Here is a 12,586-nt window from a genome sequence, read left to right as displayed (position 1 = left end):
TACCAAAACCGCCCTGCCCCCGGCCCCTGGCGGCCCCGCCCGGTAGCCGCCAACCCTGGTTCGCGCCGACAAGCCCCGGTAGTCGCCAACCTTGGTTGGCGCTTCGTGTGTCGACCAAGGTCGACACCTACCGGGCCGCGCGGCGCTGGCGTCAGCGGGTGCCGGGGAACGCCTGCCGCAGTTCGTCCACCAGCACCCGCTCGTTCTCCGAATAGTCGATCGGCACCGACACCAGGTGCACCCCACCCTCGTTGAACGCCGCTTCCAGGGTCGGGATGAACTGCTCGATGGCAGTCACCTCATGGCCCCTGCAGCCATAGGCCTCGGCGTATTTGACGAAATCCGGGTTGCCGAAGGTCATGCCGTAGTCGGTGAAGCCATCCACTGCCTGCTTCCAGCGGATCATCCCGTAGGCGCCGTCGTTGAGGATCAGCACCACCAGGTTCAGGCCCAGCCGGCGCGCCGTTTCCAGCTCCTGGCTGTTCATCATGAAGCCACCATCGCCGCACACCGCCAGTACCCGCCGCTGCGGGTACAGGATCGAGGCCATGATCGCCGACGGCAGGCCCGCGCCCATCGTCGCCAGCGCGTTGTCCAGCAGCAGCGTATTGGCCACCTGGGTGCGGTAGTTGCGCGCGAACCAGATCTTGTACATGCCGTTGTCCAGCGCCACGATGCCGTCCGGTGGCATCACCTGGCGCACGTCATGCACCAGCCGCTGCGGAGTGAACGCTTCCTCCTCGGCACGATCGGCCAGATGCTCCAGGATGGTCGCGCGCAGCGGCAGCAGCGCATCGGCGTTCGGCACCGCACCCTCGATGCGATCGGCCAGCTGGGTCAGCGCACGGCCGATGTCACCGATCACCTCCACCTGCGGGAAGTACACCTGTTCCACCGCCGCCTGCGAGTAGCCGATATGGATCACGGTCGGGCCGCCCGGGCGCATCACGAACGGCGGCTTTTCGGTGACCTCGTGGCCGATGGTGACGATCACGTCGGCCTGGTCGATCGCCATGTGCACGTAATCGCGCTCGGTCAGCGCCGCGGTGCCCATGTACAGGCCCGAGCCACCGGCCACCGCACCCTTGCCCATCTGCGTGGTGAAGAACGGAATGCCGGCACGCAGCACGAACGCCGACAGCGCCTCGCTGGACTGTGGCCGCGACGCCGCCGAAGCGATCATCAGCAGCGGACGCTTGGCGCTGCGGATGATCTCCGCCGCACGGTCGAGGGCCTCCGGGCTGGCAATGGGACGATCCACCGCTTGCGGGGGAATCAATGCCACGCTCTCGACCTCGTTGGCCGCGATGTCTTCCGGCAGTTCCAGCAGCACCGGACCCGGCCGCTCTTCCTGGGCCACACGGAACGCCTCGCGGACAATGGTCGGGATGGTGCGCGCCGAGACGATCTGCCGCGCCTGCTTGGTCAGCGGTTTCATGGTGCTGACGATATCCACGATCTGGAAGCGCGCCTGCTTGCTGGCGACGATGCCCTTCTGGCCGGTGATCATGATCACCGGCCACGCACCCAGCAACGCATACGCCGCGCCGGTGGTGAAGTTGAGCGCGCCCGGGCCAAGCGTGGCCAGGCACACGCCGGGCTTGCCGGTCAGGCGCCCATAGGTGGCCGCCATGAACACCGCCGCCTGCTCATGGCGGGTGACGACCAGCTCGATGCTGGAATGGCGGAGCGACTCGACCACGTCGAGGTTTTCTTCGCCGGGGATACCGAAAATACGCTCGACGCCTTCGTTCTCAAGCGCGGCGACGAGCAGGTCTGAACCCTTGGACATTGGAATGCCGTCCTTTTCGCTGGACTGATGGTGGATCGTTGCAGGAAGGATGAGAGCCGCGCGTCAAGGCTTGTCGAACCACACCGTCTGCGCGTTGACGAATTCACGGATGCCGAAGTGCGAGAGCTCGCGGCCGAAGCCGCTCTTCTTCACGCCACCGATCGGCACGCGCGGGTCGGACGCCGAGAAGCCGTTGACGAACACGCCGCCGGTCTGTAGCCGGCGCGCCAACTGCATGGCCCGCGCGCGGTCGCCGGTCCACAGGTTGCCGCTGAGGCCGAACTCGCTCTGGTTGGCCAGTTCCACCGCATGGTCGGCATCGCGCGCGCGGCTGATCGAGGCCACCGGGCCGAAGGTCTCGGTATCGAAGGCCTGCATGCCCGGCGCCACGCCGGCCAGCACGGTGGGCGCATAGAACGCACCCGGACGATCCAACTGGTGGCCGCCGACCAGCAGCTGCGCGCCGGCCTCCACCGAAGCGCGCACCTGCGCATCGAGCTGCTCAAGCAGGTCCTGGCGCGCCATCGGGCCGATGCGGTTGCCGGGGTCGCGGCCATCGCCAATGGTCAGCGCCTGCACCTTCTGGCAGAACTGCGCCACGAACCGGTCGTAGACCGCGTCTGCGACGATGATGCGCTTGCCGGCGATGCAGACCTGCCCGGTGTTCTGGAAGCGCGAGGCCACTGCGGCATCAACGGCGGCATCGAGATCGGCATCGGCCAGCACGATGAACGGATCGGAGCCACCCAGCTCCAGCACCACCTTCTTCAGCGCCTGCCCGGCCTGGGCGGCGATGCTGCGACCGGCCGCCACGCTGCCGGTCAGGGTCACCGCGGCGATACGGTCATCGGCAATCGCGCGGCTGGTGCCCTCGCGGCTGATGTTGGCGGCGATGAAGGTGCCGTCCGGCAGCCCGGCATCACGCCAGGCGGCATCCAGCAGCTGCGCGGTACCCACGATGTTCTCTGCCGGCTTCAGCAGGAAGCCGTTGCCGCCCATCAGGATCGGCACCGCGGCACGCATCACCTGCCAGTACGGGAAGTTCCACGGCATGATGCCCAGCACCACGCCCAGCGGCAGGTAGGACACGTAGGCCTTGTCATCCGGCACCTGGGTCGGCTCGTCGCGCAGGAACTGCGCGCCGTGGTCGGCGTACCAGTCGCACAGCACGGCGCACTTTTCGATCTCGGCCAGTGATTCGGCCTGGACCTTGCCCATCTCGGCGGTGGCCAGCGCGGCCAGCTTCTCACGGTCACGGCGCAGTACGGCAGCCATCGCGCGCAGAACCCCGGCGCGCTGTTCAAGGCTGGTTGCGCTCCAGGCGGCAAAGCCGGCCTGGCCGCGGTCGAGGATCGCCTCCAGTTCGGCGTCGGTGGCGAAGGGATGGCTGGCGATGAGCTGGCCGGTGGCCGGATCGCGGGAAATGGCAGTGCTGGGGGCAGCGGACATGCAGGTCTCCTGGTATCTCGACGACGGGCAGTGGCCCGTCTCCTGCACAGGAATGTGGACCCGTTCGATGGCAGCAACAAGGCGTCTGCTTATCCTGTGACCTGCACTTACCTGCCTGAATGGGGTCTCTTGGCAGGGCTGCGCCCTGCACCCGCCGAAGCAACAGCAACAGCCCAAGCAACAGCCCAAGCAACGGCACAAGCTGGTTTCCTGTGGGATGGCGGGGTGGGTCCGGTTGCGGGAGACGCCGTAAACCCCCAGACCGGCCCAGCCGCTGGCGGCTGTGCGTTCGGGCGCTTGCGAAGCAGTGCTTCGCAAGCAAAGCGCCCTCACCCTTGGGGGCTTGGCCGCGGCATCCATGCCGCGGACACTCCCGCAACCGGACCCACCCCGCCTTCGACGGTTTCCTGCTGCTGTTGGTGGATGCCGACCTTGGTCGGCACGGGGTCGGATCACATCATGAATATCGATATCTGACAGATGTGTCGACCAAGGTCGACACCCACCAAAAGCCGCGGGAAATTGTCAGAGGTGGGGCGGTGTCGGAGTGCGGGGTGTCAGCCGCATGGGCCCGAGGCATGCCTCGGGCGGGTTGGGCAGGACGCCCAACCCCGGTCTTGCCGTGTGCGCAGGAACGCGCACACGAGCAAGCGGCTGCCAAGCCCCCAAGGACGGGTTTACGGCGTCCCCGCACTCCGACACCGCCCCGCCAAACCACGGATAACCCGCTGTTGCTGTTGCTGTTGCTGTTGCTGTTGCTGTCGCTTCGGCCTCTGCAGGTGCAGGGCTGCAAGCCCTGCCGAACAACCCCCTACTTCCGCGGCAGGTAGGTCACCAGCGAGAGGTCATGCCGGCTCTCCGGCACCAGCGCCACGTACTGCAGGTCCAGCAACCCGCGCGTGGGATGGTTCAGCTTCTTCGCACCCTCGTCGAACCGGCGCACGTCGTGCTCCGGCCACCATTGGCGAAACTCCTCGCTGTGCGCCGCAATGTCCTCGACCAGTGCCAGGAACGGCGCCTTGTCCGGTGCCTGCGCCATCGCCGCACGGAAGCCTGCCAGCAGGCCGCGGGTCATTTCTTCCCAGTTGAGGATCAGCGTGCGGTACGGCGGGTATAGGAACATCAGCCGCAACGTGTTGCGCTCGTGCGGCGCCAGCTGGCTGTAGTCGACGAACAGTTCGGCGATGGCCGGGTTCCAGGCCAGGATGTCGAAACGGGTATTGCGCACGTAGGCCGGGATCGGCTGCATCGCCTCCACCAGCTGGCGCAGGCCATCGGTCACGCTCTCGTCCGGCGATTCCAATGGCACGCCATAGCCGGACAGCGCGAACGCATAGGCGCGCTCGTCGTCGCTCATGCGCAGCACCTGCGCCAGGCGCTCCAGCACCTCGGGCGAGGCGCGCACTTCGCGGCCCTGTTCGATCCAGGTGTACCAGCTGACGCTGACCCCGATCGCCAGCGCGACTTCCTCGCGCTTCAGGCCCGGGGTACGCCGGCGCCCGGCCGGCAGGCCAAGCGTGGTGGGGTCGACACGGGCGCGGCAGGCCTTGAGAAAGCCACCCAGTTCCTTGCGTTCAGCTTCGCTGCGCATCATCGCCCCGTCCTACCCTTTGTAGCGTCGAGCCATGCTCGACGCATCCGCTAGCTCGCGAAAAGCAGCCGAGCATGGCTCGGCTCTACAGAAAGCCGGTTCAACCACCCTCGGCGTTGCGCACGAGGGCGATGATATCCGCGCAGGCGCGTCGATCAGGCATCGACGCGCTTGGAACCCACGGCCAGGCCGGCCTTCAGGCTGGCCTCGACGAACTCGTCCAGGTCGCCGTCGAGCACCTTCTGCGTGTCCGAACGCTCGATGCCGGTGCGCAGGTCCTTGATACGGCTCTGGTCAAGCACGTAGTTGCGGATCTGGCTGCCCCAGCCGATGTCGGACTTGGTGGCTTCCACCGCGTCCTTCTCGGCGTTGCGCTTCTGGATTTCCAGCTCGTACAGCTTGGCGGCCAGCATCTTCATCGCGTTGTCGCGGTTCTGGTGCTGGCTGCGGCCGGTCTGGCAGGCCACCACGATGTTGGTCGGGATGTGGGTGATACGCACCGCCGACTCGGTCTTGTTGACGTGCTGGCCACCGGCACCAGACGAACGGTATACATCGGTACGCAGGTCGGCCGGGTTGATGGTGATGTCGATGTTGTCATCGATTTCCGGCGACACGAACACCGAGGTGAAGCTGGTGTGGCGGCGGTTGTCCGAATCGAACGGCGACTTGCGCACCAGCCGGTGCACGCCGGTCTCGGTCTTCAGCCAGCCGTAGGCATAGTCGCCTTCCACGCGCAGCGTGGCCGACTTGATGCCGGCAACGTCGCCACCGGACACTTCCATCAGCTCGGTCTTCCAGCCGCGCGATTCGCACCAGCGCAGGTACATGCGCAGCAGGATCTCGGCCCAGTCCTGGGCTTCGGTGCCACCGGCACCGGCCTGGATGTCGACGAATGCGGCCGCATTGTCCATCTCGCCGGAGAACATGCGCTGGAATTCCAGCTTCTCGACGTGCGCCTGGTGCTTGTCCAGGTCGGCGACCACGGCCAGCGCGGTGTCTTCGTCCTGCTCGGACTCGGCCAGCTCCAGCAGTTCGGTCGCGTCGGTCAGGCCGTCCAGTACCGAGGCGATGCCGCCCACGGTCTTTTCCAGGCTGGAACGCTCGCGGCCCAGGTTCTGGGCGTACTCGGCGTTGTTCCAGACGTCGGGGCTTTCCAGCTCCCGCGTTACTTCTTCAAGACGCTCTTTCTTGGCGTCGTAGTCAAAGATACCCCCGAAGCGACAGCACGCGATCGGTCAGATCGGTGATGCGCTGGCGGACAGGATTCAGTTCGATCATGTCGGCGGTTATGCATTCAAAAGATGACTGGTAATGATACCGCAGGCCGGGGATGCCCGGAATGAGGGGCTCAGCTCCCGCCCAGCGCCTGCCGCAACAGTGGCAGCTGGCGCCGGCTGCAGGGGACTTTCGCCCCGTCGGCCATGTGCAGCAGGGCCTCGCCGCCGTCCAGCGGCTCGATCGAGCGCAGCTGGTCGCGGTTGATCAGCCAGCTGCGGTGCGGGCGCAGGAACTGGCCCGGGTCCAGCCGCTGCTCCAGCACCGCCATGGTGATCCGCAATGGATAGTCATGGCCGCGTACCCGCAGGTTCACGTAGTTGCCGGCCGCCTGTGCGTACTCCACGTCCCCGGTGGCGACCAGGAACTCCTTGCCCAGCTTGCGTACCAGGAAATGCTGCGGGCGTTCGACCGGCTCCACCGCGGGGCCCACGTCGGGCTCGGCCAGCAGGCTTGCCTCGCCCTGCCTGCGCCGGCCAAACCAGCTGGCAAAGTGTTCCAGTGCGACGAACATTGCAAACGTGCGTACATCCTTCAGGTATTCGTACGCAAAACGCTCCAGCCAGCCGGCATCGTCCTGGTAGCGGTAGCCCAGCGACGCATAAGCCAGATGCCTTACCAGCATCATGCCCACCACATGCAGCAGCGACCAGCCCACGCTCGCCAGCAGGTACAGCGGCAACCGTCGCTTCCAGGTATCGGCATGCAGCGGCCAGCGCTCGCAGCCCCACCACACCAACGGCAGGGTCAACAGGAGCAGGCTGAGGCTGCTGAATTCCCAGATCATCGGCTCCCACAGGCCAAGGTCGGCACCGCGCCGGCCGGCATCCATCACCTCCACCAGGGCATTGGTCACCGCCGAGGCCGACAGGATCGCCGTCCATACCAGCAGTGGGGTTGAGGTACGCCAGCGCGGTGGGCGGCCCTGGGTCATTGCTGCATCCATGTCGTCGCGGTGCTCCAGCCTGCCTCAATGGGCCGAGCGTAGCGGCTCCATTGGTCCCACCACCCCCGCCATTGGTCACTGGATGGGTTCCGGCCAGCCCTTGGCGGTCGCCACGGCAGGTGGCCCGCGTCACGTTGCAGTGACTTTTCGGCACGCCACGACCATGACCCGACGCCACGACATCGACGCCCTGCGGGTATTCGCCTTCGCCCTGCTGATCCTCTACCACACCGGCATGGCCTACGTGGACGACTGGGGCTTCCACCTCAAGAGCGTACATACCGCCGAATGGCTGCAGTGGCCGATGGTGTTCGTCAACCGCTGGCGGATGTCGTTGCTGTTCCTGATCTCGGGCATCGCCATTGCGTTGATGCGGCCGGAAGGCAGGCTGCTGCGCTTTGCAGGCCTGCGCACGTGGCGGCTGCTGCTGCCGCTGCTGTTCGGCATGTTCGTGATCGTGCCGATCCAGCCCTACTGCGAAGGCGTGGCCAATGGTCATGTGGCGCCGGGCTTCGGCCATTTCCTGCTGCGCTACTGGCAGGTGCGGCCGTGGCCGGAGGGTAGCTTCGCCGGCTGGCAATACGGCATCACCTGGAACCATCTGTGGTACCTGGCCTATCTGTGGAACTACAGCCTGGCGCTGGCGCTGCTGATGCCGGTGCTGGGCAGGCCCGGGGTGCGCAGGACCCTGGCCCGCGTTGCCGCGTCGCCCACGCTGCTGATCGGCATTCCGTTCGTGCTGCTGCTGGCCTGGGTGATCTGGCTGGAGCCCATCTACCCGTCCACCAATGCGCTGCTTGGCGACTGGTACCAGCACGCGAAGTACGCGACGGTGTTCCTCGCCGGCTACCTGTTTGGCCGCGAGCCCACATTCTGGGAACGGGTGGTCACCCTGCGCCGCACCACGCTGTGGCTGGCGCTGGCAGCCATCAGCTGGTACATGGGCCTGCGCATCCTCGGCCAGGTGCTGCCGTCGGATTCCCCGCTGCGGCAATGGCCCGAGCCGTTCTGGGACCTGCAGGTCCGGACCAGCCAGTCGCTGTACGTCTGGACCGCGCTGCTGACCATCCTCGGCTGGGGCAAGGTCTTCCTCGATCGCCCGTTCCGTTGGTTGCCGTACTGCACCGAGGCGATCTACCCCTGGTACATGCTGCACCAGAGCCTGATCATCGCCCTGCTGTTCTGGCTAAAGCCGCTGCAGCTGGGGCCATGGATGGAACCGGCCCTGCTGCTGGCCGGTACCGTGGGCGGCTGCCTGCTGATCCACGAGCTGCTGATCCGGCGCTCGCGCTGGCTGCGCCCGCTGTTCGGCCTGCGTGCCCCGCCACGATCATTGCCGACCGTGCGCGACGCGGCGGCGGCCTCATAGAGCCGAGCCCCTGCTCGGCTCCGCATCGGCCCAGGGTGACTCATTCCACCGTGAACTCGCCCACCAGCACGGTCTCGGCGCGGTCCTTCAGCCGCATCGTGACCCTCTGGTCCTTCTGCCTGGGCGTGCCCCAATGGGTGGTCAGGCGCAGCATCAGGGTCGTCGCGCCGGTCACCAGCTGCTGGCGGCTGCCAAAGTAATTCGCCTCTACCTTGTACGTGCCTGGCTTGGCGTTGCGCAGCGAGAACTGCTCTGGACCATAGCCGCCGGTGAAGTCCTGCGACATCTGCCCGCCCTGGTAGGTCAGGCGATTGCCGTAGTAGGCGCGCTCGCCGTTCGGGTCAGTCACCCACAGGTCCATGTCGCTGTTGTCGGCATCCCATGACAGCACCACGCGCAGGTCCAGTGGCATCGCCTGCAACAGCCGAGGGTCGATGCTGCGGGTATCCAGGCGCGGCGTACTGCGTGCGACCAGGTCGGTCAGCTCATCCAGCGCGATCAGGGCGATGCCATCGAAGCGGCTGTCCCACGACCGCACCACCACCTGGTACAGCGGCACCAGCGCCTGCTGTGGCTTGCCTGCGGCCGCCAGTGCCAGGCCCAGGTCACGGAAGCTCTGCGGTTCTTCCTGGCCCATCGCCAGCACCTGCTCGAACACCGGCACCGCCAGTGCAGAGGCGTCGGCCTGCATCAGCCGGTAGCCGAGCACGCGCAGCAGGTGGCGGTTGTCGAGGTCCATCTCGGCCAGGTTCGACAGCACGCGCAGTGCCAGGTCGCGCTGGCCCTGCTCCAGCAGCAGGTCGGCCACGTCGAGGAAGAATGCGCTGCTATCAGCATGTGCCTCACGTTCGGCCAGGTAGCGGTCGTACAGCTGCGACGGCGGCCCCTGGCGCAGGCGTCGGGCGATGGTCGAATCCGGCTGCCATGCCGCCAGCTGGATGCCGAGCTGGCCATCGTTGGCAGCAGCGGATGCGTCGACGAACCCGCTGGTGACTGCGATCGCATCCAGCGCCTTGTTCGATGCAGGTGCTGAGCGGCGCGCGCGTGCGCTGCTGGCGTCCATGCGCTGCTCGGCAGCCGCTGCCATCGGTGAAGGCGCAGCCGGCGGGGCAGGCGCAGGGGCTGCCAGCATCGCCACGGGTGCGGATTCGGCTGCGTAGCCTGCGGATGCCACTTCCAGCGCCATTTCCTTCGCCTGCGGCGGCGCGCCCTTCGGCCAGCTGCGGTTCCACCACTGCTGGCGCTCCTTCCAGCGAGCGGCCACCTCATCCAGGCGCTGGCGATCGGCTGCGGCGCGGTCGCTCACTTGCCGTGCAAAGCGTGCATCGTAGTCGGCGCGCAGCGTGCCGGACGGACGGATTGCATAGCGCAGGTAGTCTTCCAGTGTTTCCAGAACGATCAGCGAAGTATCCGGGCCGACCAGGCCGAACTGCTGTGACAGCAGCTGCATCACCTCGCGGTTGCCACGGCGGTCCACGGCCAACTGCTGCAGGCGTGCCTGCGCCCACAGTCCAGCCAACAGTGCACCGTCCTCGCTCTTCTGCGTCGGCGGGAGCGCCAGCCATTCACTCCCGTCAACACGTACCCGCATCGGCACACCGTCGGCCGCCAGTCGTGCATGCAGCCACAACCAGCCCTGGGCTTCACTGCGACGATCGATCACCACGTCCTGTACGCCACGGCCCGCATCGACCTGCACGTCCAACGGCGACGACAGTAGTTCGCGAGCGGCCGCATCAACATCATTACCCAGCGCGACGAAGCGTCCGCCATGCGCTTCGCTCCAGCCACGCAGTCGCACGGCATCGGTACGCGCGCCTGCACTACTGATCGCGAACAGGCGTTGATCCGGCGCCATCGTCGGCAGCTGTTCCGGCCCATAGGTCAGCAGACCATCGCTGACCAGCAGGTATTCCTTCACGCTGGGCTGCGGCTGCCATTGCGCCAGCGCGCTGGCGCCGTCCGGGCGCACCGCCTGCAGCGCTGCGCGCAGTTCGCTCCAGTTGCCACCATGGATGCGGAAGCGGCGCATTGGCTCGGCACGATCGCGCAGTACGGTCAATGCCACCGTGCCTTCGCCCATCGCGGCGAAGTAGCGATCCAGCAGTGCGAATTCGCGCGTGCGATCGCGCTGACCGGCCGAGCCGGAACCATCCCACAGCAGGCCGATCTCACTGGGCAGCGTGCGGGGCACACGCCGGACCGGCACCGGCAGTTGCGCCAGCAGGTAGTAGCCGTCCTGCCAGGGCGCCACCTGTACCTGTGCCTGCCGTGTCGCCGGCAGGCTCCACTGCAGTTGCGTCGGCAGCTGTGCACCGCGGCCCTGCCACTGCAGCTGGCCTGCGCTGATGCGGAATGGCGCGGTACCTGCCGTGACCGTGCCCGGCGCCTGCAGCTTCAGCTCGACCGATGCGGCATTGGCAGCGAACTGCAGCGGCAGCGCCCATTGCCAGCCCTGGGCAGTGAACACCAGCGGCTCGCGGATCACCAGCTGCACACGACGGCTGCCACCGGCCGGCAGCGGATAGATGCGCAGCCGGAACTGATTGCCGGCGGTCTGTTCCAGCAGGCCGGGGTCGACACCACGGCGGGCGATCTCCTCGAACACCTGGCGGCCACGGTCCTTGGGCACCGGAACGGCATCACGAAGCTCACCATCGATGTCCAACGCGAAGCCGGTAATCTGCTGGCCCTCGGCCAGCGGGAACTGCAGCTCGCCCTCCAGCACGCGCCGGTTCGGGTTGTGGAACTCGAGGGTGATCCGGGTCTGGGCAATGCCGGCCAGCGCTTCACCTTCAATGCGGGCACGCTGCAGCTGCACCGGTTGTTCGGCGGCAGGCGCGGTCAGCAGCGGCGTAATGCGTGGCATCTGGGCGCCAGCGGGCCAGATCGCGAGAGCGAGCATCAACACGGCGCAGCAACGGGCGAAGACCATGACGGGACTCCAGTGGGATCGTGGACCGTTGAACGCACGAACGGCCTGGACGGGGTTGGACCCCGCGCCGCTTTTCTTTGCCTGCGCTGGCAGGCACCATCCGCACATTCCCCCACGCGCAAGGATGCCGATGCGATTCTGCCTGCCCGCCGCCCTGCTGGCACTGGCCTGTCCGGGGGGCGTCGCGGCTGCAGCCGCGGCCGGTAGCCTGTATTTCCAGCACCACGACTGGGTTGTGGCCTGTGACAACACCCTGACCTGCCGAGCCGCGGGTTACGCGGCCGACGAGGACAGTACGCTGAGCGTCCTGCTCACCCGCAGGGGCGGCCCCGGGCAGGCCATCGAGGCACGCCTGTCGCTGCAGCCGGATGAGGGCCAGGCACAGCCCGAGGGCGCACTCCGCCTGCACATCCGGCAGCGGGATCTCGGCGCGCTCGCTCCCGTCAAGGGTGAAGGTACCCACAGCTTGAATGCCGCGCAGACCAGCGCACTGTTGTCGGCTCTGGTACGTGACGGCGGAATCAGCGTGACCGATGCCGCCGGCCACCGCTGGCCCCTATCGGACAGCGGTGCGGCAGCAGTGCTGCTGAAGATCGACGAATATCAGGGCCGCCTCGGCACGCCCGGCGCCATGATGCGCACGGGCAGCAGGCCGGAATCCAGCGTACCCGCCGCACTGCCTGTACCGCTGGTGTACAGGGCCGCTACCGTGGACTCGCCCCCTGACGACGCGGCGTTTGCACGGCTGGCCGCCGCACCCGCCCTGCGCGCGGCACTGCGTGCGACGCTGAAGGACAACAGCTGCGAAGGACTGCTGGAGGCCGACGCCGATGCTCCGCTCAGCAATTCCCCGCTGCAGATCCGGCGCCTGGACGCGCAGCACGTACTGGTCAACGTGCCCTGCTGGCGCGCGGCCTACAACACCGGCGACGGCTACTGGGTGGCCCGACCGCAGGCACCTTTCCACCCGCAGTGGGTGACCAGTGATGCGATTGATTACGCCGACGGCCAGATCATCGCGGCGCAGAAGGGTCGCGGCCTGGGTGACTGCATTTCGCAGAACACCTGGACCTGGAATGGCACCGCCTTCGTCGCCACCTCGGAAATTGCAGCAGGCCTGTGCCGCGGCGTACCCGGCGGCACCTGGAACCTGCCGACGCGGGTGACCGAATTGGAAAAAGGGGACGGAGGGAATTAAGTCGCTTATACCTTGTTTGCCGTTTACG

General features: G+C 67.0%; 8 protein-coding genes. 2 read left to right on the top strand and 6 right to left on the bottom strand.

The window, feature by feature from the left end; genetic code table 11:
* Nucleotides 1-151 precede the first annotated feature (151 nt).
* From N440_RS07200 to N440_RS07180, 5 genes are all read right to left on the bottom strand, one after another.
* On the bottom strand, nucleotides 152-1,792 hold the full coding sequence (locus tag N440_RS07200; RefSeq protein WP_133934567.1) for an acetolactate synthase large subunit: 1,641 nt from the start codon (nucleotides 1,790-1,792) through the stop codon (nucleotides 152-154).
* Between the two features lie 63 nt (nucleotides 1,793-1,855).
* On the bottom strand, nucleotides 1,856-3,241 hold the full coding sequence (locus N440_RS07195; protein WP_133934566.1) for an NAD-dependent succinate-semialdehyde dehydrogenase: 1,386 nt from the start codon (nucleotides 3,239-3,241) through the stop codon (nucleotides 1,856-1,858).
* An 811-nt stretch (nucleotides 3,242-4,052) separates the two neighbouring features.
* Complete coding sequence (locus N440_RS07190; RefSeq protein WP_133934565.1) at nucleotides 4,053-4,835, bottom strand: helix-turn-helix transcriptional regulator; 783 nt, start codon at nucleotides 4,833-4,835, stop codon at nucleotides 4,053-4,055.
* Between the two features lie 152 nt (nucleotides 4,836-4,987).
* Nucleotides 4,988-6,113 (bottom strand): peptide chain release factor 2 gene (prfB, locus tag N440_RS07185; RefSeq protein WP_099551678.1). Its coding sequence is split into 2 segments (ribosomal slippage): nucleotides 4,988-6,037 and nucleotides 6,039-6,113, totalling 1,125 coding nucleotides; the frame shifts between segments, so codons are not numbered across the junction.
* A gap of 70 nt (nucleotides 6,114-6,183) precedes the next feature.
* A complete protein-coding gene (locus N440_RS07180; protein ID WP_133934564.1) occupies nucleotides 6,184-7,044 on the bottom strand; it encodes a LytTR family DNA-binding domain-containing protein in 861 nt (286 codons plus the stop codon).
* Nucleotides 7,045-7,219: 175 nt separating this feature from the next.
* On the opposite strand from N440_RS07180, the gene N440_RS07175 reads away from it, so the two are divergent.
* Nucleotides 7,220-8,425 (top strand): acyltransferase family protein, encoded by a 1,206-nt coding sequence (locus N440_RS07175; protein WP_133934563.1) that lies wholly within the window; start codon nucleotides 7,220-7,222, stop codon nucleotides 8,423-8,425.
* A 40-nt stretch (nucleotides 8,426-8,465) separates the two neighbouring features.
* Here the strand turns inward: N440_RS07175 and N440_RS07170 are convergent, their stop codons facing one another.
* Complete coding sequence (locus tag N440_RS07170) at nucleotides 8,466-11,360, bottom strand: VIT domain-containing protein (protein ID WP_133934562.1); 2,895 nt, start codon at nucleotides 11,358-11,360, stop codon at nucleotides 8,466-8,468.
* On the opposite strand from N440_RS07170, the gene N440_RS07165 reads away from it, so the two are divergent.
* Nucleotides 11,284-12,558, top strand: coding sequence for a DUF1176 domain-containing protein (locus N440_RS07165; protein ID WP_243831297.1), 1,275 nt, complete (start codon nucleotides 11,284-11,286; stop codon nucleotides 12,556-12,558). The two genes, N440_RS07170 and N440_RS07165, sit on opposite strands and share 77 nt — an antisense overlap.
* Nucleotides 12,559-12,586 lie beyond the last annotated feature (28 nt).

It is taken from the genome of Stenotrophomonas sp. CC22-02 (genome assembly GCF_004365115.1).
Classification (GTDB): domain Bacteria; phylum Pseudomonadota; class Gammaproteobacteria; order Xanthomonadales; family Xanthomonadaceae; genus Stenotrophomonas; species Stenotrophomonas forensis.
This window is presented reverse-complemented; position numbering and strand designations above follow the sequence as displayed.